At 58.7% G+C, this 24,345-nt stretch carries 22 protein-coding genes; 8 read left to right on the top strand and 14 right to left on the bottom strand.

Features of this window, described 5'->3' with window-relative positions:
- Positions 1-69 precede the first annotated feature (69 nt).
- Genes glyS through SLH47_RS03195 form a run of 4 tightly spaced genes read right to left on the bottom strand, consistent with a single transcriptional unit; the run spans position 70 to position 4,452 of the window.
- Positions 70-2,451, bottom strand: coding sequence for a glycine--tRNA ligase subunit beta (glyS, locus tag SLH47_RS03210; protein WP_320237896.1), 2,382 nt, complete (start codon positions 2,449-2,451; stop codon positions 70-72).
- The gene (locus SLH47_RS03205; protein ID WP_320237895.1) at positions 2,451-2,975 is read right to left on the bottom strand and encodes a DUF6446 family protein; all 525 of its coding nucleotides are present in this window, start codon (positions 2,973-2,975) and stop codon (positions 2,451-2,453) included. The genes glyS and SLH47_RS03205 overlap by 1 nt, the downstream gene beginning before the upstream one ends.
- Positions 2,975-3,532 (bottom strand): hypothetical protein, encoded by a 558-nt coding sequence (locus tag SLH47_RS03200; protein ID WP_320237894.1) that lies wholly within the window; start codon positions 3,530-3,532, stop codon positions 2,975-2,977. The genes SLH47_RS03205 and SLH47_RS03200 overlap by 1 nt, the downstream gene beginning before the upstream one ends.
- Entirely contained in the window at positions 3,532-4,452 is a 921-nt protein-coding gene (locus SLH47_RS03195; protein WP_320237893.1) for a glycine--tRNA ligase subunit alpha, read from the bottom strand. The genes SLH47_RS03200 and SLH47_RS03195 overlap by 1 nt, the downstream gene beginning before the upstream one ends.
- A gap of 179 nt (positions 4,453-4,631) precedes the next feature.
- Between SLH47_RS03195 and SLH47_RS03190 the strand changes: the two genes are divergently transcribed.
- Positions 4,632-6,365 carry a trypsin-like peptidase domain-containing protein gene (locus SLH47_RS03190; protein WP_320237892.1) on the top strand — a complete coding sequence of 578 codons (1,734 nt, stop codon included), beginning with the start codon at positions 4,632-4,634 and terminating at the stop codon, positions 6,363-6,365.
- A 46-nt stretch (positions 6,366-6,411) separates the two neighbouring features.
- Here SLH47_RS03190 and SLH47_RS03185 read toward each other — a convergent pair whose 3' ends face one another.
- Both SLH47_RS03185 and SLH47_RS03180 read right to left on the bottom strand, forming a co-directional pair.
- Complete coding sequence (locus SLH47_RS03185; RefSeq protein ID WP_413785617.1) at positions 6,412-7,977, bottom strand: thiamine pyrophosphate-binding protein; 1,566 nt, start codon at positions 7,975-7,977, stop codon at positions 6,412-6,414.
- 35 nt (positions 7,978-8,012) lie between these two features.
- A complete protein-coding gene (locus SLH47_RS03180) occupies positions 8,013-9,461 on the bottom strand; it encodes a TrkH family potassium uptake protein (protein ID WP_320237890.1) in 1,449 nt (482 codons plus the stop codon).
- A gap of 85 nt (positions 9,462-9,546) precedes the next feature.
- Here SLH47_RS03180 and SLH47_RS03175 point away from each other — a divergent pair, with 85 nt between their 5' ends.
- From SLH47_RS03175 to SLH47_RS03165, 3 genes are all read left to right on the top strand, one after another.
- On the top strand, positions 9,547-10,710 hold the full coding sequence (locus SLH47_RS03175; RefSeq protein WP_320237889.1) for an FAD-binding domain-containing protein: 1,164 nt from the start codon (positions 9,547-9,549) through the stop codon (positions 10,708-10,710).
- A gap of 123 nt (positions 10,711-10,833) precedes the next feature.
- A complete protein-coding gene (locus tag SLH47_RS03170) occupies positions 10,834-11,298 on the top strand; it encodes a (2Fe-2S)-binding protein (protein WP_320237888.1) in 465 nt (154 codons plus the stop codon).
- 3 nt (positions 11,299-11,301) lie between these two features.
- Positions 11,302-13,536, top strand: coding sequence for a xanthine dehydrogenase family protein molybdopterin-binding subunit (locus SLH47_RS03165; RefSeq protein ID WP_320237887.1), 2,235 nt, complete (start codon positions 11,302-11,304; stop codon positions 13,534-13,536).
- 86 nt (positions 13,537-13,622) lie between these two features.
- Here SLH47_RS03165 and SLH47_RS03160 read toward each other — a convergent pair whose 3' ends face one another.
- The 3 genes from SLH47_RS03160 to SLH47_RS03150 form a co-directional block, all read right to left on the bottom strand.
- Positions 13,623-13,817 (bottom strand): DUF2892 domain-containing protein, encoded by a 195-nt coding sequence (locus SLH47_RS03160; protein ID WP_320237886.1) that lies wholly within the window; start codon positions 13,815-13,817, stop codon positions 13,623-13,625.
- Positions 13,818-13,886: 69 nt separating this feature from the next.
- On the bottom strand, positions 13,887-14,483 hold the full coding sequence (locus tag SLH47_RS03155; RefSeq protein WP_320237885.1) for a Crp/Fnr family transcriptional regulator: 597 nt from the start codon (positions 14,481-14,483) through the stop codon (positions 13,887-13,889).
- 146 nt (positions 14,484-14,629) lie between these two features.
- Complete coding sequence (locus SLH47_RS03150) at positions 14,630-15,316, bottom strand: D-lyxose/D-mannose family sugar isomerase (RefSeq protein WP_320237884.1); 687 nt, start codon at positions 15,314-15,316, stop codon at positions 14,630-14,632.
- 81 nt (positions 15,317-15,397) lie between these two features.
- Here SLH47_RS03150 and SLH47_RS03145 point away from each other — a divergent pair, with 81 nt between their 5' ends.
- Positions 15,398-15,976, top strand: coding sequence for a YdeI/OmpD-associated family protein (locus tag SLH47_RS03145; protein ID WP_320237883.1), 579 nt, complete (start codon positions 15,398-15,400; stop codon positions 15,974-15,976).
- A 5-nt stretch (positions 15,977-15,981) separates the two neighbouring features.
- Here the strand turns inward: SLH47_RS03145 and SLH47_RS03140 are convergent, their stop codons facing one another.
- Positions 15,982-16,749, bottom strand: coding sequence for a gamma-glutamyl-gamma-aminobutyrate hydrolase family protein (locus tag SLH47_RS03140; protein ID WP_320237882.1), 768 nt, complete (start codon positions 16,747-16,749; stop codon positions 15,982-15,984).
- A 159-nt stretch (positions 16,750-16,908) separates the two neighbouring features.
- Between SLH47_RS03140 and SLH47_RS03135 the strand changes: the two genes are divergently transcribed.
- Complete coding sequence (locus SLH47_RS03135; protein WP_320237881.1) at positions 16,909-18,066, top strand: cytochrome P450; 1,158 nt, start codon at positions 16,909-16,911, stop codon at positions 18,064-18,066.
- Here SLH47_RS03135 and SLH47_RS03130 read toward each other — a convergent pair.
- The 3 genes from SLH47_RS03130 to SLH47_RS03120 all read right to left on the bottom strand — a co-directional run bounded on the left by SLH47_RS03130 (position 18,063) and on the right by SLH47_RS03120 (position 20,893).
- A complete protein-coding gene (locus SLH47_RS03130; RefSeq protein ID WP_320237880.1) occupies positions 18,063-18,491 on the bottom strand; it encodes a GlcG/HbpS family heme-binding protein in 429 nt (142 codons plus the stop codon). The genes SLH47_RS03135 and SLH47_RS03130 overlap by 4 nt on opposite strands.
- Positions 18,492-18,506: 15 nt before the next feature.
- The gene (locus SLH47_RS03125; protein ID WP_320237879.1) at positions 18,507-20,654 is read right to left on the bottom strand and encodes a malate synthase G; all 2,148 of its coding nucleotides are present in this window, start codon (positions 20,652-20,654) and stop codon (positions 18,507-18,509) included.
- 101 nt (positions 20,655-20,755) lie between these two features.
- Positions 20,756-20,893, bottom strand: a complete 138-nt coding sequence (locus SLH47_RS03120) for a DUF2256 domain-containing protein (RefSeq protein ID WP_413785293.1) — start codon at positions 20,891-20,893, stop codon at positions 20,756-20,758.
- A gap of 199 nt (positions 20,894-21,092) precedes the next feature.
- Between SLH47_RS03120 and SLH47_RS03115 the strand changes: the two genes are divergently transcribed.
- A complete protein-coding gene (locus tag SLH47_RS03115) occupies positions 21,093-21,962 on the top strand; it encodes a lysophospholipid acyltransferase family protein (protein WP_320237983.1) in 870 nt (289 codons plus the stop codon).
- Here SLH47_RS03115 and SLH47_RS03110 read toward each other — a convergent pair.
- A complete protein-coding gene (locus SLH47_RS03110; RefSeq protein WP_320237877.1) occupies positions 21,910-22,659 on the bottom strand; it encodes a transglycosylase SLT domain-containing protein in 750 nt (249 codons plus the stop codon). The genes SLH47_RS03115 and SLH47_RS03110 overlap by 53 nt on opposite strands.
- A 141-nt stretch (positions 22,660-22,800) precedes the next feature.
- Here SLH47_RS03110 and gatB point away from each other — a divergent pair, with 141 nt between their 5' ends.
- Positions 22,801-24,312: an Asp-tRNA(Asn)/Glu-tRNA(Gln) amidotransferase subunit GatB gene (gene gatB, locus SLH47_RS03105; RefSeq protein WP_320237876.1), complete on the top strand. Its 1,512-nt coding sequence runs from the start codon at positions 22,801-22,803 to the stop codon at positions 24,310-24,312.
- The last annotated feature ends 33 nt before the right edge of the window (positions 24,313-24,345 follow it).

Genomic DNA, 24,345 nt, shown 5'->3' with positions numbered 1-24,345 from the left:
AACCTCATGTTCACCTGCAGCATAAGTCATAAATCGGTTACGTGTAGGAAAATCTTTATGGACTTTTGTCTAGCCTTCGATTTTGGTCAGATCAGCGACGCTGAGACATATTTTCCTGATCCGTGACAACAGGTTAAGCCGGTTGCGGCGGAGTACCGCACTTTCGGCGTTCACTTGCACATCGGTGAAAAATTGGTCAATCGGCCCGCGAAGTGCCGCCATAGCAGTCATCGCCGTGCTGAAATCCTCCGCCTCCATGGCCGGTGCGATCTTCGCATCTGCAGCATCAAGGGCAGCGAAAAGCGCCTTTTCGGCGGGTTCTTCGGCGAATTTCGGATCGGCGCCGTAGGAGTATTCGACTCCATCCGCCTCTTCCGCCTGAGTGAGGATATTGTTGGCACGCTTGAAGCCCTGGATCAGGTTTTCGCCGTCATCGGTGGCGAGCGTTGTAGCCAGCGCGTCGGCCCGTTTGACGAGCAAGGTCAGATCATCATTCCCCGGCATCGCGATGCAGGCGTCGATGATGTCGTGGCGGATGCCTTTTTCGCGCAGGAAGACTTTAAGGCGGTCGTGGAAGAAGGAGAGGAGGTTCTGCGATATCCAACTAACAGACTCCAAGACAAAATCGGGAAGTTCATCCAGATCGCTCGACGCATCAAGGTACTCTACAACTCGGCAACGTTGACGCATGCTGTCATACTCGCGGAAATCAAATTCATCTTTTTGACTAGTGTTTCGAAATGACTTCACTTCCGATACAAATCGATCGCTTAGGCCGTCAAAATTGAAGACAAATGAACTTGGACCAGCCACTAGCTCTTTAACTGCTTGATCACTCTCTTCTTGATCATCGGCACCGGCCTCTACGGCATTCTCAATGACCGCCCTGCCGTCGTATGTATATTCAGTTGCAATGGACGCCATTGAGAGAAACGGTCTTTTCAGCAAGCTATCCAGTCTAAGTCGAATATCATTCTCCAGCACCAACCGAATAACCCCCAGCGCCGCTCTCCGCAGCGCAAACGGGTCCTTGCTCCCGGTCGGTTTCTCGTCAATCGCCCAAAACCCGGTCAGCGTGTCGATCTTATCGGCCAAAGCGACGGCGACCGATACCGGCGCGGTTGGCACGTCGTCCGATGGGCCCAGCGGCGAGTAATGTTCCTCGCAGGCTTCCGGCACGCCATCATCGTGGCCCGCAGCTTCGGCATAGTAGCGGCCCATCAACCCCTGCAGCTCGGGGAATTCATAGACCATCTCTGACGCCAGATCGGATTTGCAAATCCGCGCGGCCTCTGCCGCCAGATCGGGTTTCGCGCCGACATGCGGTGCGATCTCGCGCGCTAGCGCCTCGATCCGTTTGACCCGGTCGGCCTGCGATCCCAGCTTGTTGTGGAATGTGACATCCGCCAAAGGCGCGCCCATGCCTTCCAGCCCCTTGGTCTTGACGGTGCGCAGATCATTCTCCCAAAAGAATTTCGCATCGGCCAGCCGCGCCGACAGAACCTTTTGGTTGCCTGCCAGAATGGTCGCGCCGTTATCCGCCGTTTCCATATTGGCCACGGTCACGAAACGCTCGATCCGGCCCGTCTTCGGGTTCTTCACCGAAAAGAATTTCTGATGCTCTTTCATCGAGGTTTGCAGCACCTCTGGCGGCAGGCCGAGAAAGTCATCGTCGATTTTGCCCAGAAGCACGACAGGCCATTCGACCAGCCCCGCAACCTCGGCCAAAAGCCCGCGATCCTCGACCAATTCGAGACCGAGCGCGAAGGCCTGATTGGTCGCCTCGGCCCAGATCGCCTCGGCCCGTTCATCGGCGCGCAGAATGACATGGGCGCGCTTGAGCTTCACCTCGTAATCATCGAAAGATGCAACCGAAATCACGCCCTTGGATATGAACCGATGGCCTTGCGTCGTGTTCCCCGACCGGATGCCATCCACCTCGAGCGGGACGATTTCGGCCCCTGCCTCATCCACCAGAATACACAGGATGGAATGCAACGGGCGCACCCATTTCAGCGGACCTGCGCCCCAGCGCATGGATTTGGGCCAGGGGAAGTTGCGGATGGTGGTCTCAAGCACCTCGGCGATGATATCGGCAGCCTTGCGCCCTGGCTTTTTGATCACCGCGAAATAGACCTGCCCCTTCTTGTCATCGCGCACTTCAAGGTCGTCGCGCGCGACCCCTGCCCCGCGCAAAAACCCCTCAACCGCCTTGTCCGGCGCGCCGACCTTCGGGCCCCGCCGTTCTTCGCGCACCGGCTTGCTTTCCGCCGTAAGCTCGTCAATCGCCAGCGTCAGGCGGCGCGGCGTGGAGAATGCTGCGGCACCGGCATAGGTCAGGCCGGCCTCGACCAACCCATCCGTCACCAGCTTTTGCAGATCCTCCGCCGCACGCCTTTGCATGCGCGCGGGGATTTCCTCGGAAAAGAGTTCAATCAGAAGGTCGGGCATTATTGCAGGCTTTCGGGGGCTGGGGGGCAGTCGTCGGGCACAGGTTCGCGGTTGAACACGATCTCTCCGCATTCATTGATCTGGTGCCAGGCATAGGCGCGGCCATCGGGGTAGATCGCGACCAGACGGTCAATGCCATAGGTGATGTTTTCGACACCAAGAAACGGGATCGCCTCACCGCTTGCGATGTCGGCGCCGATCCGGGCCGCATCGAAGCAGTCAAACCAAGGCGGTGCGACCAGCGGTTCGGCGTCATCGCGAATGATAAAGGTTTCGGTCAGCATCGCCTCGCTCAGCGGCGTGGTGAAACAGGCGCGATAGCGGATGGGGCTACTGTCCGAGTCGATGGCCTGGAAATTCTCAAAAAGGATCGGCTCCGCTTCGCCTGTGACAAGACTGGTCAGGCGCACATCCGCCACCTCGGCCTGCACCTCTTCATAAAAGGCATAGACCTGATTGTAGTACAAAAGCGCCCCGGCGATCGCTGCAAGCACAAGCATCCCCACAATGATTACCCGTGCCATCAGGCGGCCTCGTCGCGATGAACACGTTCCAAGCGCTGCACCGAAGGGAAAAGAGATACTTCGTAAAATGAAGCCCTGGTAACTTCACCTTCTTTTTCAGCAAATGACGACTCGCCGTAAAAATATTCCCACTGAGGAGGACCGCTCACGGATGGAGCGCGCGAAACTGCGGTCATTGTGAGAAACTTCTGATCTCCGTCAACAACCTCCAAGTCAGCAAAAACCCAATGTGCAGCGTCAAGCGGTAAGTATCCGTCTATTTCCATGTAGACTAGGTCGCGTTGATCATCTTTTGGCAGCATGATGGCCATTTTGCCTGCGACCGACTGCTTGAAATGCACTCGATCCCAATCACGAAAGAATACGTCGAGCGAGGCCTCACCAGAAACTGGCGATAGAGTATCGACCTCATCGTCAAAACGTTCTTTCTCAAAGTCTACGACACCGTAATAGCCTTCTGCATAAAGCCGCACCGTCGTCAGTGGTTTGCCATCCACACCAAGACCCACCTCAACACGCCTTTGAAAACGCGCCGCCTGAAAAGTCACCATAATCATCAGGCGGCCTGCCCCCCGGCCTCGGTCTGGACAAAGGCATCGGCACACATCTTGGCCAGCGCGCGGACCCGCCCGATATAGGCCTGCCGCTCGGTAACCGAGATCACGCCGCGTGCATCAAGCAGGTTGAACACGTGAGAGGCCTTGATGCATTGGTCATAGGCGGGATGGGCCATGATGATGCGCAGGCCGGTTTTCGGGTCCTCGGCAGGTTCGTTCAGGATGCGCTGACATTCCGCCTCGGCATCCTTGAAATGCTGCAATAGGACCTCCGTATCGGCGACGTCGAAGTTCCAGCGGGCATATTCCTGCTCGGTCTGCTTGAAGATGTCGCCATAGGTGAGCGGGATCGGTGTTTGCGGGTCGTTGAACGGCATGTCCATCACATGATCAACGCCAAGCACATACATCGCCAGCCGCTCCAACCCGTAAGTCAGTTCGCCCGAGACAGGTTTGCAATCATGCCCGCCCACTTGCTGGAAATAGGTGAACTGGCTGACTTCCATCCCGTCGCACCAGACCTCCCAGCCCAGCCCCCAGGCACCCAGCGTGGGACTTTCCCAGTCATCCTCTACAAAACGGAGGTCGTGCATCGTCGCATCAATGCCGATGGCGGCGAGCGAACCCAAGTAAAGCTCCTGCAGATCAGGTGGCGATGGCTTCATGATCACCTGAAACTGGTAATAATGCTGCAAGCGGTTGGGGTTTTCGCCATAGCGCCCATCGGTCGGGCGACGTGAGGGTTGCACGTAAGCCGCCGCCCAGGGCTGATCGCCCAACGCGCGCAAGGTTGTGGCGGGGTGGAACGTGCCTGCGCCGACCTCCATATCGTAGGGCTGCAGAATGGCGCAGCCCTTGCCCGCCCAATAGGCCTGAAGCGCCAGGATAATCCCTTGAAAACTGCGGGGCGTGTCCACCATATCTCAACCCTTATCTGCGATCAGGGGTTCAATAGGGTGCGGCGCGCACAGGGTCAATTGGGCAACGGGCTGTGACTTTCTGTCAGCATTTGATCAAATTTTGTGCCGCCACCCTTGCGTAGACCTGCAGACAACGCCAGTGAATGCAGGACCACTCAAAGGACTTTCGGGGATCCAAGATGAAAGCCGTCGCAGCACTGATACTATTCTTGCTGTCAACACTGCCTGCCGCCGCCCAGGACAACTTTTGGGTGCAGATTGAGGCGCGCCAGACGCTCACGGGTGCGCAGGACCGCGCCCGCGACTATGCAAGACGCCTTGATGACATCAATGGCTTCTATCTGGGCGATGGGTTTTACGGGATTTTCATCGGCCCGTTTAGTGAGGCGCAGGCGGAAACAGCTTTGCAGCGCCTGCTGGCGCGCGGGGCCATTCCTGGCGACAGTTTTGTCAAGAACGGTCAGTTCTTCAAGCAGCAATTCTGGCCCATCGGCGGCGGCAGCGGGCGCGCTGCAGCGGTCCCGGACGCACCCGATAGCGCTAGCCCGACCCAGACAATCCTGCCTGCTGATCCGGTCGTGCCCGCGGATGAAACGCCGCAAGAGGCGCGTGCATCCGAAGCGGAACTCAGCCGTGATGAGAAGGAAGAACTGCAGCGCGCCCTGCAATGGGGCGGCTTTTACACGGCAGCAATTGATGGTTCATTCGGGCGCGGCACGCGGGCCGCGATGCAAGCCTGGCAAGAGGCCAATAACCGCGAACCCACCGGCATCCTCACAACGCGCGAGCGGGTCTTGCTGCTGGAACAATATAACAGCGTGCTTGACGGGCTGAACTTGCGGCTAGTGCGCGACAGTGCCTCGGGTATCCAGATGCAGATTCCCACCGATATGGTGTCCTTCACCGAGTATCAGCCGCCATTTGTGCGGTTTGAGGCAAGCGGAGACGTGCCAGAGGCGCTGGTGCTGTTCATCTCTCAGGAAGGCGATGCGGGCAAACTTGTCGGGCTCTATGAGGTGCTGCAAATTCTCGACATCGTCCCAACCGAGGGGCCACGTAGTGTCTCGGAAAGCGGGTTTGAGATTGAAGGGATTGGGGGCGGCATCCATTCCTACACCACGGTGACGCTGCAAGATGGTGAGATCAAAGGCTTCATGCTGGTCTGGCCTGAGGGTGACGATGAGCGCCGCACGCGGATGCTGGAAGTGATGCGGGATAGTTTTGAGCGGCTTTCCGGCGCGCTCGACCCGAACATTGTTCCAGCAAGCGAGGACCAGGCGATTGACATGGTTGCGGGGCTCGCTGTGAGACAGCCGAAACTGTCGCGCTCCGGCTTTTACGTGTCGGGTGATGGCACGGTTGTGACGACGCCAGAGGTGATCGCCGGATGCTCCCGCATCACGTTTGACCGTGAAGATGAGGCCGAAGTCGTTTTCCAGGATGATGAACGTGGTCTGGCCATTCTGCGCCCGGTTGAGGCGCTTAGCCCGATTGGGACAGCCAGGTTCCAGACGGGCGTGCCGCGTCTGCAGGATCAGATCGCTGTGGCTGGCTACCCTTTCAACGGCGTGCTGAGCGCGCCGACGCTGACCTTTGGCCAGATCGTCGACATCCGCGGCCTGAATGGCGACGACACGATCAAACGGTTATCCATTCTGCCGCAGCCCAGCGATGCGGGCGGGCCTGTTTTTGACGACACAGGCGCTGTACTAGGCATGCTCCTGCCCCGCAAGGACGGCAATACACGCGTGCTGCCGCCAGAGGTGAATTTCTCACTAGATGCGGCCGAGATCACCGCCGCCCTCACCGAACTGGATATCGCAGTGGAGACAAGCGGCGGCGCGCGCCCAATCTCGCCCGTTGCCCTGACCCGCCGCGCTGCTGACATCGCCGTGTTGGTCAGTTGCTGGTAGGTGCCGGCGCCGCAGCGATGCCTACAAAGCTAAGGCCGTGCGCCGATTAAGCCTGCAAAGCGATATCCGATTTGACGTGAATGATCGTGGGTCCCTTGGCTTTCAAAGCATCCTTGATCGCGTGCTGAAACGCAGCGAGATCCTGCGGCGCTGCGGCGGCGGCACCATAGGCCTCGGCCAGTTTGCAGAAATCGGGATTGCGCTGAACAACCGCATTCGGCGCGATCTGGGCACGGACCATTGAATCCTCGATCTCACCCAGCTTGCCGTTGTCCCAGATGATGATCGGCAAAGTCAGTTCCAGTTCGACGGCGACCGCAAGCTCCTGCACCGTATACTGAAAGCCATAATCGCCCAGTATCGCTATGCAAGGCTGATCCCCGATGCCGACTTTGCCACCGATGGCTGCAGGCAAGGCATAACCGAGCGTGCCAAAGCCATAGGGGTGATGCCAATGGCCGGGGCGATCCATCGGATAGATTTCTTTGGCTGCATAGGCGAACTGAGTCATGTCGGAATAGATCATTGTGTCTGCGGGAAGTGCCTCTTTCAATGCGTCAGCGACAGGAATGATACCGGGGCGTTCGGCGTCGATTTCGGCGCGCATGCGCCGACGGTAATCGGCAACAGCATCACCGGACCAATCTGACTGCTGCGGATCGGCCAATTTCTCTTCTAAGAATTCAAAAGCCGCGAAACAATCGCCGTGAACCATCAAACGGTGATTGCCTTCGCTCAAGGTCAGACGAGACAGCGTCTCGACGTTGTTGTTTATGACAGCGAGTTTGGCTGTCGCCCCCAGCGAGTTGCGCCAAAGGTCTGTCTCAGAAAGATCGGTTCCGACAGCGACAACAAGGTCGGCCTGGCCGATGACATCTGCGCTTGAAGGGCGGGCGAGCAAGGCGCCAAAGCAAAGTGGATCATCGTCCATCACGATGCCCCGCCCTGCATAGGTCATAAAGCTTGCGGCAGACCAACGGCGCAATGAGGGGCCAACAAAATCCATCCAGCGTGCCCCGCCACCGAAAACAAACAAGGGGCGGCGCGCCTCACGAATCCAGTGCGTCAGATCTTGCAATGCCGTCTGGTCCGGCGCCGCGGGGCCGACAGAAGGAAGCCCTTTTGCGCCTGCTTTCTCCGTTGGCGCCTCAAGCAACGCGATAGGGGCATGCACCGCTTTTGGCAAGCGAGGGCCAAACCAAAACTCATCCATCGCCCGATCAATCAGCGCATACGCAGCTTCTGCCGTCCGCGCCGTCTCGGACCAATCACAGACCGTGCGCGCAGCCCCCTCCTGATCCTTCATCTGATGCAACTGCCCACGTGTTGCCGCTGTTTCATCCAGACACGACGAAATCACCAGCATCGGCACGCTGTCGGAATAGGCCTGTCCCATCGGCGTCATGATGTTGCAGAGGCCCGGCCCGGTGATCACGTAAGCCACGCCGGGCTTGCCCGTCGCGCGGGCATAGCCATCCGCCATGAAACCGGCCCCCTGCTCATGTCGCGCCAGCACATGGGTGATCCCAGCCTCTTCGATGCCGCGATACATTTCCTGGTTATGCACGCCGGGAATGCCGAAAATCACGTCAACGCCGCGATCTTTCAGCATGTGGCTGATTTGCGCACCCAAAGGCCGTGTTGTCATTAATTTCTCCAGAACTTGATCGACAGAATGGTCAGCACGACCATGATTTCGAGGCGGCCGACGAACATCGCCATCGCCAAAATCCATTTGGCCACGTCATTGATATTCGCGTAGTTGCCCGCCGGGCCAATCTCCAGCCCAAGACCCGGGCCGATATTGGCCAATGCTGCCGCAGCGCCTGAGACGGAGGTGATGAAATCAAGCCCCGTCAACCCCAGCAGCACCGATGTCGCCCCCAGCGACAGGATAAAGGCCACCAGAAAGGCGATGACGGAATTCAGGACATCCTCACTGATCGGGCGGCCATCATAGCGCGGCGTGAACACGCCATGGGGAGAGTGGATCTGCCGGATCTGGCTTTTGATCGCGGCAAAAAGAAGCTGATAGCGGAACACCTTGACCGAACAGGAAGTTGATCCCGCGCAACCTCCGATCAGCCCGATGAGAAAGAACATCACCACCGGGAACGTCCCCCAACCCATGTAATCGGCACTGGCATAGCCCGTCCCGGTCATGATGGAGGTCACGTTGAACAAGGCGTCGCGAAAGGCGCGTTCGGTCATCTCACCGCCGCGGCCCCAAAGCCATGATGTGACCAGCAGCACGCTCAGCCCGATGATCAACAGGAAGGTGTGGATCTGTTTGTCGTTCACCAGCGGCTGAGCGGAGCCCGCCAGCATCTGCACAAACCGCACGAAAGGTAGTGCCGCGAGGATCATAAAGACAACGGCCACATAATGCACCCCCGCGCCCCAGGTCGCGAATGATCTGTCGTAATTCGCCATACCGCCCGTCGATACCGTTGTCATCGCATGCACGATCGCATCGAACCCGCCCATCCCCGTCGCGGTATAGGCGAGCATACAGGCGGCGGTGAGGGCCACATAGATGCCCGAGATCTGTGCCGCGATCTCACCCGCGCGGGGAAGGATTTTACCGGATGTCTCAAAACCTTCGGATCGGAAAATCTGCATGCCACCGACCCTCAACTCGGGCAAAAACACCATGGCTACCACGATAATCCCGACCCCGCCCAGCCATTGCAGCACACCACGCCAAAGCTTCAGGCCGTCCGGCAAGTCCTCAAGATTGCCGAATGCCGTTGCACCGGTTGTGGTGAGGCCCGACATCGCCTCAAAAAACGCATCCGTAAATGTTGCTTCGGTTGCCCCCAGCACGAAGGGGATCGCACCAAAGACCGGCAAGGTAAGCCAAACGAGCGAGGTGAGCAGAAAGGTTTGGCGCAGCGACAATCCGGCAGTCACACCGTTTGCGCAGGCCAGCGCCATCAACCCGCCGGTCAGCGTCGTGATCACAGCGCTTTCGAAGAAGACAAACCAATGCCCGTTGCCCGCCAGCAGGTCTCCCACCAGCGGGCCCAGCATCGTCAACCCCAATGACGCCACAAGCAGACCGATCACATATCCCACGGGGCGCAAATCAAGCATGGCGCAGCGTTGGACTGCCCAAAGCACGGTGTCAAGAACCGACGCGACAGTTGAAACGGCCCTGCCCTGCCTTAGCTGCCTTCTCATGTTCACGCCCACATACACCGCAGCATTGGAGCGATTGCATGCGTTCGTGCCCCTCGCGGGGCGCGACTATGCCGCCAAACGCAATTTCGATGACGCGGCCCATGTCTCAACCCTGTCGCCCTATATCCGGCACCGGATCATCACCGAAGAAGACGTTTTGCGCGCCGTTTTGGGCCGCCACAGCGCGCAAGCGGCCGAGAAATTCGTTCAGGAGGTCTATTGGCGGACTTATTGGAAGGGTTGGCTTGAAATGCGGCCGAGTGTCTGGACAGCCTACAAAGCCGAACTGGGTGCCGCGCTGAACCGGATACAGACCGAAAGCGGCCTGCGTCAGGATTGGGAGGCCGCGTGCACCGGCACAACCGGCATCGATTGCTTTGACCATTGGGCCAAGGAACTTGCCGAGACGGGGTACTTGCACAATCACGCGCGGATGTGGTTTGCCTCGATCTGGATTTTTACCCTGCGGCTCCCGTGGACGCTGGGCGCGGATTTCTTCCTGCGGCACCTCTATGACGGTGATCCTGCGTCTAACACACTGTCATGGCGCTGGGTTGGCGGTTTGCAGACCATCGGCAAGACCTATCCTGCGCGACCCGACAACATCGCGAAATACACGAATGGGCGGTTTCGACCCACAGGGCTTGCACCCCATACGACACCGCTTGAAGGTACGCCGCATCCGCAGCGCGGGCCGCTGCCAGTCAGTGGCCATCTTGATGGCGGCAAGCGAACCGGGTTGCTGATCACCGAGGAAGACCTGTCGCCCGGCTGGCTCATCGATCAGATCAAACCGGTAGCGACGGCCAGCGTGCAAACAACCCGCGATCGCAGCCCACTCATCACGGCACCCGGTGTCTCGCGCTTTGTCGCAGATGCTATGACCGATTGCGTGGAGCGCTTTCGCGACAAGTTGGGCGCGGCCAGCGGTGAAACGCCCGACACGCTTTCAGACTGGGCCGCGACCCATGACCTTGACCAGATCATCACGAGTTACATGCCCGTCGGCCCCACTGCCGACGCATTGGCAGGGCAGAATCTGATCCAGATTGTCCGGCCATATGACAGCGCGGCCTGGCCGCACGCGACCCACGGGTTTTTCCGGTTCAAAGAGAAGATTCCGCAACTTATCGGCCAGATCAAAGGGCTCAGCCTTGCCTAATCCTCCGCGAGGCGCCGCGCGAAAACAGAGCATCAGGCAATGAAAACCGTTTGTTACAATTGCCGGTTTCCGCTAAACTGAACCCAATCGTTCACTTTTCCAGCCAATAGCCAGAGGTGCCCTATGCCCACCACACTGACAATCAATGGCCAATCCCATGACGTTGATCTTCCCGATGAGGTGCCCCTTCTCTGGGTCCTGCGTGATGAGGTCGGGCTGACAGGCACGAAATTCGGCTGCGGCGTGGCCGCCTGCGGGGCCTGCACGGTGCATATCGCGGGCGAGGCGGTGCGGTCCTGTCAGGTCGCCTTGGCCGATGTCTGGGACGAGGTCACGACAATCGAAGGGCTCGGCACGCCGGACAACATGGCCACGATCCAACAGGCCTGGGTTGATCACCAGGTGGCGCAATGCGGCTACTGCCAGTCGGGTCAGATCATGAATGCCGCGGCCCTTCTGGCGCAAACGCCCAACCCCACCGATCAGGACATCGATGATGCCATGCAAGGCAATCTCTGCCGCTGCGGTACCTACCCTCGCATCCGGGCTGCGATCAAAGACGCCGCCCAACGCATTCAGGAGGCTTGATCCATGGCCAGCATCGGTAAAATCGCCCGCCGCACCTTCTTGATCGGGACCGCCGCAATCGCTGGTGGCGTTGCTTTTGGTGTCTATCAGGTCCGCAAGACGCCACCTAATCCGCTCGTCGCGGGCGAAGGTGAGGCAACCCTGAACCCGTACATCCTGATCAATCAGGATGGCGTCACAATCATCGCGCCGCGGGCCGAAATGGGTCAAGGCGTGCACACCACCCTGGCCGCACTTGTCGCGGAGGAACTGGACCTTGCTTGGGAGGATATCAACGTTCTGCACGGGCCCCCTGCGCAAGCTTACTACAATCAGGCGATCCTCGGCCTCGCCCTGCCCTTCCACCACTATGCCGACAGCGACTTCCAGCATAATATGCGCCAAAGCGTTGGCATGGTTGGCAAACTTCTGAACCTTCAAGTCACGGGTGGCTCCACCTCGACCAAGGATGCGTATGAAAAGATGCGCTATGCCGGGGCCTCGGCCCGCGAAGCGCTGAAACTTGCCGCCGCCAATCAGCTGGGTGTGGATGCCGGCACATTGCGGACAGAGAACAGCAAGGTCATTGCACCTGATGGAACCGAGCTTGCCTATACCGCGCTGGCGGAGGCGGTACGCGATGTCGACCCGCCCGACGTTGCCCTGCGCGCGAAATCCGAGTGGAAATATCTTGGCAAATCCATGCCGCGCACGGATGTCGTCGCGAAGTCGACAGGCACCGCGCAATATGGCGCTGACACGAAGCTTGACGGTCTGAAATTCGCGACGGTCCGCATGAACCCCAAACGGGCCGGCATGATCTCCTACGATGACAGTGCGGCCCGCGACGTGCCCGGTGTCGAAGCCATTGTGGATCTTGGCGACGGGATCGGCGTGATTGCATCGAACACCTGGTTGGCCTTTCAGGCTGCTGAAGCGGTCGAAATCGAATGGGAGCCTGCAAGCTATCCCGCTGATAGCGACAGCCTGCGCGCGGCGATCATGGCCTCGCTCGACGATGCGCCCAACAGCACGACCCGCGATGATGGTGATGTGACAGCCGACATTGAAGGTACTGAAATCACAGCAGAATACCACGTGCCATGGCTCGCCCACGCGACGATGGAGCCGATGAATGCGACGGCGCTGTACACCGATGCGGGGCTTGAGGTTTGGTCAGGCAATCAGGCACCTGTCATCACCCGCGACAAATGCGCGGCGGCTGTGGGGCTTGAACCCGAACAGGTCACCGTCAACACGACGATGCTGGGTGGCGGCTTTGGACGGCGGGCAGAGTTTGACTTCTCCGTCCATGCCGCAAAAGTCGCGCAAGCGATGCCCGGCACGCCCATCCGCATGACGTGGAGCAGGGAAGAGGACATGCGCCACGACTTCTATCGGCCTTATGGGGTCGCACAGTTCAGGGGCGTCGTGAGAGATGGCAAACCGCAACTTCTCGACGGGAAAATCGCGGCACCATCGGTGATGCACAATACTGGCATCCGTGTGATCGGCAGCCCGCCCCCCGGCCCTGACCGCGCGCATGTGGAAGGTGCTGCGGATCAGCCCTATTCCATTCCCAATTACCGCGTGACGGGCCATCTGACGCCCATCGATCTTCCTATCGGATCATGGCGATCTGTCGGCAACTCGCATAACGGCTTCTTCTTTGACACCTTCATCGATGAAATGGCCCATGCGGCGGGCGCCGATCCGCTGCAATTCCGGCTGGAGATGGCGCAGGCCGAGCACGCACCCTCTGCCGGTGTGATTGCGGCGGTCGGTGAAATGTCAGGCTGGACTGGCGAGACGCCAGCCAATATCGGACGCGGCATCGGCTTCACCTACTCCTTCGGCACACCCGTGGCCGAGGTGGTGGAGGTCGAAAACACTGGCAACGGCATCCGTATCAACAAATGCTGGATCGCCTGCGATGTGGGGACAGCTCTCGACCCCAGCATCATCGAAGCGCAGATGATCTCTGGAGCGATCTACGGGTTCTCAGCCGCGATGCAGGAAGAGATCACGTTCAGCGATGGCGAAGCAGAGCAGTACAATTTCTATGATTACGACGCCTTGCGTATCCACAATACACCCGAATTCGAAGTGCGCATTCTGGAGGCGAACCCGCATATGGGCGGCGTTGGTGAACCCGGTACGCCACCTGCGGCGTCAGCTCTCGGAAACGCATTATTCGATCTGACCGGTACGCGAGCACGAGAATTGCCGTTGATCAAGACGTTTGATCTGATCTTGTAGGATTGTTGATTTCATCTGGCCGTCGCTGAAAAGAACTCGGCGGCGGCCCGAGATGTCATTGCGAATACTGACGCGTTCGGCTTCGATCAGCTCGGTTTCACGCTGCACGTTTTGATTCCGAGAACGGAGTAAACCGGGCAAACGCCCACCACACCCGTGACGAGTGGAATGATGCCGATCAGCCCCCACATCGTCTGCGGCCCGATAAAGACCAAAGACAGTAGCACCAGGCCGGCAATAACGCGGAGTGTGCGATCAAGTGTTCCTTCATTTCTGGACATCAGGAAATCCTCCTTGGTGAATTGATGCCCGATAATAACCCGTTGCGGCGCCGGATGACGGTGACAAAGTCACCGCTCTCCTGCTGCAACATGTTCCAAGGCTTTTTCGTCAAGTATAACCACACCGTCTTTGTGTTGCTCCACCAAGCCTTGCCTGGCAAGCTCGGCCAACCGGCGGGACACGTAAGCGCGACCAGAGGCGGTTTCACTTGCTAATTCGGAATGGGTTGCGGGCACTTTGCCATCTGGCGATGCGAGCCGTATAAGCACCTTGGCGAGCCGCGCATCGAAGTTCGTAAGCGCAATATCTTCTATCAACTGCTGGTACTCGGAAAACCGTGACGAGACGGACAGCATGAGCATGTCCCGAAATTCAGCGTCTTCGGCAAGTTTACTTCGAAATTCGTTCGCCGGGACAATGTACCCCGACAAGTCGGTCTCGGCGACGCCATCGGCACCATAGGCCTGGTCTTTGATCAGGCACGAAAGCGTTTGGAGGCAGACTTCACCGGGCCTGACACGATAAAGCACCACCTCTCGTCCACTGGCCCCGGCAAGGGTTACCCGAATTGTTCCCTCAGACAGGATGACAAAGCCCGGACATGGTTGACCGGGTTGAAAGATCGTTGAGCCCTTTGGCGCCGTAAAATCTCGGAGGCCGCGCATACTTGTAATCATCCTTGTGTCCGGCAAATTAGATGCCAGCAACGCATCATTTCAAACCGCTCGCCTGAGTTGCATCCAAATGCAAATAGTTCTCAGATCTGACATTCGTTCAATCTTACCCGACCGCAATTGACCACCCCTATCCATTACCCCAACCACGTCCTGTAATCGCTCACCAGCAAATGCGTCGGTGCGGCATCCTCTTCCACTTCGGCAAATCTCCCGATCGGTTCGCGAAAGATATTGTCGGTCTCGTCATCGTTCACGGTCGAGACCTCGCCAATCAGCACATCACCGCCCTCCCCCCAAAAGGCATGCCAGTCTCCCGGCATCAGCGTGACGCTTTCGCCAGGAGAGAAGCGTAGTTTCTCGCCCGGTGCGAATTCCCGTCGGATGCCGTCGCACATGACAATACCGCCTGCCGCTTCATTGAAACGACCATCTGGGTCAGAGCCATAAAGCTCCACTACCAGCGTCGCGCCACCCCGGTTGATGATATCCTCGGCTTTGATGACGTGAGTATGCATCGGGGACAGCTGATCCTGCTTTGAAATCAAAAGCTTCTCCGCATAACACATGCCGCCACCGCGCTGCAGATCGGCGAGACGCCCGTTGCGCAGCGTGAACAGGAAAAGCCCCATCTCGTCATAGCGACCCGCGCCATAATCGGTGATATCCCAGCCGCATCGCGCCTCTATCACCGCGCGGGCGTCATGGGCGCGCGCCTTGAATTCGGCGGGTGTCCAGTAAGCCCAAGGCGGCAGCGCAAAGCCGTAAGACCGGATCATCGCATCCGCCTCTGCCATGATTTCATTGATGCGGGACCGTTTCATCATCCTCTCCGTAATCGTTTACGGCAGCATGAAACACTACGGCGATCTTGCCAAGCGGCTATTCAGCCTAGCTCAATCCTCATGACGAAAACCGAAAATTTCGAAAAAGTCACCGTGACCTCGACCGAAGGATTGAGGGATTGGCTTATGGCACATTACGCACGGACCGATAGCTTCTGGCTCGTGACCTACAAGAAGCATATGGGGGACAAGTATCTCGATCGTTTTGCGGTTCTGGACCAATTGCTGTGTTTTGGCTGGATCGATGGGATCCGGCGCGTATTGGACGATGACCGGACGATGCAATTGATCAGCCCGCGCAAGACACAGCATTGGGCGCAAAGCTATAAAGATCGAGTCGCGCGGCTTGAGTCCGAAGGCGAGATGCATGATGCGGGCCGCACCGCGATTGCCACATCAAAGGCGAATGGTCTTTGGGATTTCATGAACGACGTGGATGCGCTGATCGTCCCCGAAGATCTGGCCGCTGCACTAAACGCGGCCCCGCCTGCCAAAGCGCATTGGGAGGCGCTTTCACCATCCAGCCGCCGCAACATGCTGCGACGGATCAAACTCGCGAAATCGCCTGCAACCCGCGCCAAACGCATTGCAGAAACCGCAACGCTCGCCGCTCAGAACCAGAAAGTTCCGCAGACCTGAAAGGGTTAGCCCGCCTTACGCAACGCTCCGGCAGCCCAGGCGCTGCAAGCCTCTCCAAACGCCTCAAAGAGTGGGCGAGAGACCTGATCATCAGCTGCGTTCCATTCCGGATGCCATTGCACAGATAGCGTAAAGCCCGGCGCATCCTTGATGTAGATCGCCTCTGGTGTGCCGTCAGGGGCATAACCATCAATCACGATCCGCGCGCCCGGCACTTTGATACCTTGCCCATGCAGCGTGTTGGTCATCACCTCCGGCGCCCCCATCAAACGATGGAACACGCCACCTTCCGAAAAGGTCACCTTGTGACGCAACGCAAACTTCTCTTCCAACGTACCATCGGGCGGCATCCGGTGATTGTCCCGGCCCGGCAAATCGCGGATTTCGGGGTGGAGCGAGCCCCCCATGGCCACATTCACCTCTTGAAAGCCACGGCAAATCCCAAAGATCGGCTGACCCCGCGCGACGCAAGCCCGGATCAGCGGCAAGGCCACACGGTCGCGTGCACGGTCAAATGCACCATGCGCCTCGGTTGGCTCTTCGCCATACTCCTCGGGATGCACATTCGGGCGGCCCCCGGTGAAAAGGAAACCATCACAAGTCGCCATCAGCGCGTCGAGACATACCATGTCTGGATCTGATGGCACGATCAGCGGCAGCGCATTGCTGACCTCCGCGACCGCCTGTGCATTCATCTCGCCCGCCGCATGGGCAGGGTACTGGTCATTGATCAGATAACTGTTGCCGATAATGCCGATCACTGGACGGCGCATGGATGTCCCTTTCACATTTGCACCTTGTTAACGTCTCGCGGGCGGCGATGAAAGCCGTGACGCGCGCAACGCTTTGTTGACACATGCACAGATGCTGCCCAATTCAACCTTATGGCCTATGATTTAAGCAGCGCTGAATTTCTTGCAAATCCTGCTCCAATGCTGGCGGCAATGCGGGCCGAGGGGCCACTTGTGCGGGTCAAAATGCCAATTATCGGCGATATCTGGATGACAACGACCGATATTACTGCACGCCAGTTGCTGAAATCACCGGCGCTTTTCGGTCGGGACTCACTGCACGGAACGGGCAAGACTCTGGCGCAACGATATTGGTATTTTCCGTCCTTTCTGAAAGTCCTGTTTCAAAACATGCTGGGGGCGGACGGGCCCGCCCATGCGCGGTTGCGCGGCCTTGTTGAGCCTGCCTTCAACAAGGCCTCCATTGACGACATGCGCCCGCGGCTGACTGCGATCGCGGATGAACTTTTGGACAAGGTTGATGCGGCACAAACCGTTGATGTCATTCAGGCCTATACCCGCCCGCTGCCGCTTAAGGCGATGTGCGACCTCTTGGGCATCCCGCCAGAGGATCGGGCCATGGTCGCCAACTGGATCAGCCCGCTTTCTGGACCTACGAATGCGTGGAGCATGCTTCGAGGCTTGCCGGGGTTACGCAAGACGGTGCGCTATTTCCGCGCTGACTTTGCGCGTGTGCGGCGCGAGCCACGGCCCGGCATGATCACCGATCTGGTAAAGGCAGAGGCGGCGGGTGACCGCCTGAGCGATGATGAATTGCTCGCAATGGTCGTGACGCTCTTTATCGCGGGGCATGAAACGACGGTGCATCTGATCACGATGGGCATCTACGGATTGTTGACGCTGGACGGCGGACGGGATGCGCTGCGTGACCGACCTGACGAAGTCCCGCTGCTGGTCGAGGAATTCATGCGGTTCTGGTCGCCAGTGATGATGACCAAGCCCCACTTCGTCCGGGAAGATACTGTTTTTGATGGGGTTTCTCTCAAGAAAGGTGACCAGATCGCGGCGCTGCTGATTGCAGCGAACCACGATCAGGCGCGGTTCGCGGAACCGGAAAGCTTCATCCCCAATCGCCGCCCGAACGCCCATCTGGGGTTTGGCCACGGTCCGCATGTCTGTCTCGGCATACAACTTGCCCGGGCCGAGGCGCAGGTGGCGATCACCCGGCTTTTCAACCGCTTTCCCGATCTGCGCCTTGCCGCTCCGAATGAGAAGCCCCGCTACCTGCAACGTGTTGGTATGCGGGGCCTGAAGGAATTGCGGTTGCGCCTCTCTTAGGCCTCGCCTGTCAGACCAGCAGCCTCAATGCCCGCCATGGCTGCGATGACATCGTTGTCGGATGTGTCCCCGGTTACGCCAACCGCTCCAATGACATTGCCGCGCTTGTCGCGCACCAGAACACCACCCGGTACCGGCACGACCTGCCCACCATAGACACCGTTCACAGCCGCCATGAAATAGGCCTGCTGTTCTGCGCGGGCCATCTGCGCCGTACCGGCCATGCCCAACATGACCGCACCATAGGCCTTACCATGAGCAATCCCGAACCGACCGGGTGAAGCGCCATCGGCGCGTTCAAAGGCCTTCACATGGCCGCCTGCATCGAGAATGACAACCGAGAGCGGTTTGAACCCCATCTCGTCACCCTTGGCCATGGCTTTGCGAATGATGCTCCGCGCCTTACTTGCTGATATTTCTGCCATTTTGATGTCCCCGTCTTAGTGATTGCGCTGCGCTTTCAGTTCCAGCCTGCGCTGATGCAGAATTGGCTCGGTATAGCCCGATGGCTGGATACGGCCCTTGAACACCAGGTCACAGGCGGCCTGAAACGCGATGCCGTCAAAATTGGGTGCCATCGGCAGGTAGGACGGATCGTCCGCATTCTGCCCGTCGACCACAACGGCCATCTTCCGCAACGCCTCCATCACGTCGGTCTCTGAGACCACGCCATGATGCAGCCAATTGGCCAGCGCCTGGCTGGAGATGCGGCAGGTCGCCCGGTCTTCCATCAGGCCCACATCATTGATGTCCGGCACTTTGGAACAGCCGACCCCCTGATCGATCCAGCGCACGACATAGCCAAGGATACCCTGGGCGTTGTTTTCGATCTCACGCGATTTCTGGGCCGCCGTCCAACGCTGGTATTGCGCCAGCGGGATATCGAGAATCGAAGACACATAGGCGCGCCGGCCGCCTTTGCGCAATTTCTCCTGCACCGCCATCACATCGATCTTGTGATAGTGCAGCGCGTGCAATGTCGCCGCTGTAGGGCTCGGCACCCATGCGCAGTTCGCACCCGACTGCGGATGCCCGATCTTTTGTTCCAGCATCGCCGCCATCATATCGGGCATGGCCCACATGCCCTTGCCGATCTGCGCCTTGCCGGAAAAGCCGCATTCCAGACCGATATCGACATTCTGGTCCTCATAAGCGCCAATCCATTGTTTGCGCTTGATAAAGTCCTTGCGGCTGAACGGCCCCGCCTCCATCGACGTGTGGATTTCATCACCCGTCCGGTCGAGGAAGCCGGTATTGATGAAGGCCACGCGATGCTTGGCCGCGCGGATGCATTCCTTGAGGTTCACGCTGGTGCGCCGCTCTTCATCCATGATGCCGATCTTGACCGTGTGACGCGGCAGGCCCAGCACATCTTCGACCTTTGCAAAGATGTCGTCGGTCAGCGCGACTTCTTCCGGCCCGTGCATCTTGGGCTTGACCACATAGACCGATCCATGGGCCGAATTGCCACCTTCATGTTTCAGGTCATGCATGGCGATCAGGACGGTGAACATCGCGTCCATCAGCCCTTCAAAGACCTCGTTGCCGTCGCCGTCGAGAATAGCGGGGTTGGTCATCAGGTGCCCCACATTGCGGACCCACAAGAGCGCACGCCCCTTTAGCGCGAATGGATTGCCATCGGGCGCCATGTAGCTCAGGTCATCCGCCAGGCGACGGGTCATCGTCTTGCCGCCTTTCTCAAACTCGGACGTCAGATCACCTTTCATCAGCCCCAGCCAGTTGCTGTAGGCGAGCACCTTGTCCTCTGCATCGACGCACGCCACACTGTCCTCACAATCCATGATCGCTGTGACAGCACTTTCCAGGCGCACATCGGCAAGCAATGCCTGGTCGCGACTGCCAATCGGATGCGCCCGATCAAAGATAAGTTCGACATGCAAGCCGTTGTTTTTCAAAAGAACTGCATCAGGCGCCTTGGGGTTGCCGCGATAGCCCACGAACTTCTCTGGTTGGCGCAGCGGCTGGTCATCAATCATGAGCGCGCCGTCATGCACGTAGTAGCGTGAGACATCGGCGTGGCTGGTACCCTCAATTGGGAACGCCTCATCAAGGAACACACGCGACCGGGCGACAACCCGCGCGCCATGGCCGCGATCATAGGCGCCTTTGGGTGGCTGCACGCCCATCGCATCGGTGCCGTAGAATGCATCGTAAAGGCTCCCCCAGCGGGCATTCGCCGCATTCAGCGCAAAACGGGCATTGGTGATGGGCACAACCAGCTGCGGGCCAGGGATCGTGGCAATCTCAGGATCGACATTTGTGGTTTCAATCTCAAAATCATCACCCTCCTCGACAAGATAGTCAATTTCGCGCAGGAAGGCCTCGTAGGCCGTGCGATCATGTGATTTGCCGCGATTTTTGACATGCCAGTCGTCAATCACCGCCTGCAGATCCTCGCGCCGCTGCAACATCGCCTGGTTGCGCGGTGTCATCTCGGCCACAAGCGCGGCAAAACCTTGCCAGAAGATATCAGCCTCTAAACCCGTCCCGGGTAACGCCTTGTTGTCAATGAAATCAGCGAGTTCGGCGGCAACTTGCAGCCCGTGTTTCGTGACGCGGTCAGTCATGAATTCCCCTTTGAATTGCGCGGCATACAGCGGCACACCGCGCCGTGATCGGTGCTAGAGCTAGTGCAGTTGTTTCCGATAGGCAACAAAGCGGGTACGGATTATTTCGACCGATCCTTTCGGCACCGTTCCGAGCAGTAGCGGACCTCGTCCCAAACCTTTTCCCATTTCTTGCGCCAAGCGAAAGGTCGCCCACATGTGGCGCAGGTTTTCTGGGGGAGATTGGCTTTCCGGCGCATCTTGGGCATATTGGGCCAACTAGGGTGACATAGGGGTTATTCAAAATGTTCGCGATCCTCTGCGCCAAAAGCATTGAACCACAGCCACTTGGCCGGTCCTTGCCCACAATGCTGTCAGATTGCAGCGCACTTGTGCCGTCGTGTGATGATTACAAATCTGTCGCCGAACCGTTACATTTCACTGCGCATTGATGGCCTCATGGAACACCGCATTGACCCGCTGATCGCTGAACGCGCCCCGTGGCTCTACAGTGATCGTCCCGGAACCCGCGTTGCAAGGCGCGCGCTGCACAAGGTGCTGGGATACGACACCACGGTCGCAATTGCGAAAACGCTGAAGGATGCGACTTCTCCGGATATAATGGGAACTATGGCGAAACGCTTGGCCAAAGTTGTCTCCGCCCGTGGTTTGGGCCATATCCCAGCGCATGGCCCCGCCTTGATCGTGGCTAATCATCCGACCGGGATTGCCGATGGGATTATCCTGCATCACCTGATCGCGCAAACACGGCCCGATGCCTATTTCTTTGCCAACCGCGATATCCTGCGGGTCTTTCCCCAAATGGAAAGCATGATCGCGCCCGTTGAATGGCGCAAAGAACTGCGCAGCCATGCCAAGACGCGCGAGACGATGGGTTATGTGCGCGAGGCGACCGATGCCGGGCGCCTTGGCGTGATCTTTCCATCAGGCCGGTTGGCGAAGCGGCGTGGCTTGCGCCTTTATGAACGCCCGTGGATGGCCTCTGCCGCGATGCTGGCGCGCAAATTCGATCTGCCGGTGATCCCGGTGAACATTCAGGCGCGCAACTCCGCCCTGTTTTATCTCTTTGACATCATCCACCCGACATTGCGGGACATCACCCTGTTTCACGAGACGCTGAACAAGGAAAAGCAGCCTTTCCGTGTGACGGTTGGCGAACCGATTTCGGCCGCGTCGATGCCCAAAAGCTCGGAAGAAGGGATCGCGATGTTGCGCAAGGCCACCTTGGCGCTTGGAGGCAAGGACGCGCCAACCGTCAATCTTGTGGCCACGTCCCGATCCTGGGTGAAGCGTCCGCAGGCGGACTAGTCCGGGCGGACGGGCGCGGCACGCTGAGCGGTGCGCAGTAGCTTTGTGCGCGTGTCCAAGCCGCCATTTCTCTGACTTTCGCGCTGTTCGTCATCGGCCCCCAGTCCGCCGCAACGCCGCGCCAGCGTCCATCGTGAACGGCAACGGCCTGATCCCGTTCGACTGTGACGGCCATGATGCGTGCCGCACAACTCAGATTGTCAGCCGCATTGGTCAGTTCAGCGCCACTTTGCGCCCGACATCCATAGCGGCGGGCGGTGTCGGGATAAATCTGCAATAGACCATACCACAAATCCCCACCACCCACGGCACGCGGATTGTAGGTGCTTTCGTGCTTTGAAAGCGCCGACATCATGCCCACCCAAAAGGCGCGCCGTTGGCCGGCCGGGGCCGACTCATAGGCGGGGCACCAGGTCTCGATATCGTGCGGAACGATTGTGGTCAGCACCTCGGCATGGGTTGCAATCGCAGACATCGCCGCACGTGTCCACAAATGCCCGCCTTCCTGAAAATCCCAGCGGGCGCGCGGCAGATATGAGGTGCGGGCAATCGGTCGCATGACTGGCGCGTCGGTCTCAACCGCGACCGGATAGCGGAGCATATGGGCAGGCCGCGCCTCTGGCCGCACGGCAAAGATCTCGGCCATTGCAGGGCCAAGGCCGATCAGCCAGACAAAGAGAACAAGCAGCAGTCGCATCTTTTGGACGGTGCCCGTACCGCACGGAATGCTCAAGCAGGTGACATACGGCCCGGCAAGTTTCAGCCAAAGCCCGAGTTCACTTGAAGCCTGCAGGCGCATCTTCTAAACCCGGCGCAACACTTGCCAAAGGATGTGCAGATGCTCGACCTGACCTATGACGCCCCCGCCCCCAAAGTGATTGCTGGCGCCCAGAATGATTGGGAGCTTGTCATCGGGCTTGAGGTACATGCGCAGGTCTCATCGAACGCCAAACTGTTCTCGGGCGCATCGACCGAATTTGGGGCAGAGCCAAACAGCAACGTGGCCTTTGTGGATGCGGGCATGCCGGGGATGCTGCCGGTGATTAACGAAGGTTGCGTGGCGCTGGCGGTGAAAACCGGGCTGGGCCTGAACGCGCAGATCAACCTGACCTCTGCCTTCGACCGCAAGAATTACTTTTACCCTGACCTGCCTCAGGGCTACCAGATTTCACAGCTCTATCATCCTATCGTTGGTGAGGGCGAAGTGCTGGTTGAGATGGGCAACGGCACCGCGCGCAAGGTGAGGATTGAGCGTATTCACCTTGAACAGGATGCGGGCAAATCCATCCACGACATGGACCCGCATATGTCCTTTGTCGATCTTAATCGGACTGGCGTTGCGTTGATGGAAATTGTCAGCCGCCCCGATATTCGCGGGCCTGAGGAAGCAGCGGCCTATGTCCAGAAACTGCGCCAGATCCTGCGGTATCTCGGCACCTGCGACGGCAACATGCAGAACGGGAACCTGCGCGCGGACGTGAACGTATCCGTCTGCAAACCCGGCGATTACGAGAAGTATCAGGAAACGCAGGATTTCAGCCATCTGGGCACACGCTGCGAGATCAAGAACATGAACTCCATGCGGTTCATCCAGATGGCGATTGACTACGAGGCACGCCGCCAGATCGCGCTCATCGAAGATGGGCAAGAGGTTGTGCAGGAAACCCGGCTTTATGATCCAGACAAGAACGAAACGCGGTCGATGCGGTCCAAGGAAGAGGCGCATGATTACCGCTACTTCCCCGACCCTGACCTCTTGCCGTTGGAGATTGAGCAGGCGTGGGTAGATGACATCAAAGCATCCCTGCCGGAACTGCCTGACCAGAAGAAGGCACGGTTTATCGGTGATTTCGCCCTGTCGGACTACGACGCCTCCGTTCTGACCGCAGAGGCCGAGAATGCTGCCTATTTCGAGAAAGTCGCCGAAGGGCGTGACGGAAAACTGGCCGCGAACTGGGTCATCAACGAGCTTTTTGGCCGCTTGAAAAAAGAAGACCACACAATCGACGAAAGCCCCGTCTCTGCTGAGCAATTGGGTGAGTTGATCGGGCTCATCAAAGCGGGCGACATCTCGGGCAAAATCGCCAAAGAGGTGTTTGAAATCTGCTACACCTCCGGCCGCAACCCGGCCGAGATTGTCGAAACCGAAGGCATGAAGCAGGTCACCGATACCGGCGCGATTGAGGCAACGGTGGACGAGATCATCGCTGCAAACCCTGCACAGGTCGAGAAGGCCAAAGAGAACCCCAAACTCGTGGGCTGGTTCGTCGGTCAGGTCATGAAAGCCACAGGCGGCAAGGCCAACCCGGCGGCGGTGAACCAGATCGTTTCGGCCAAACTAGGGCTCTAGGCCGCGGCCAGTCTTTGCCTTGTGATGCGCGTA

The sequence above is a fragment of the Cognatiyoonia sp. IB215182 genome (assembly GCF_033963905.1).
Lineage (GTDB): Bacteria > Pseudomonadota > Alphaproteobacteria > Rhodobacterales > Rhodobacteraceae > Yoonia.
The sequence above is the reverse complement of the archived record's forward strand: the minus strand, read 5'-3'. Positions and strand labels throughout refer to the sequence as shown.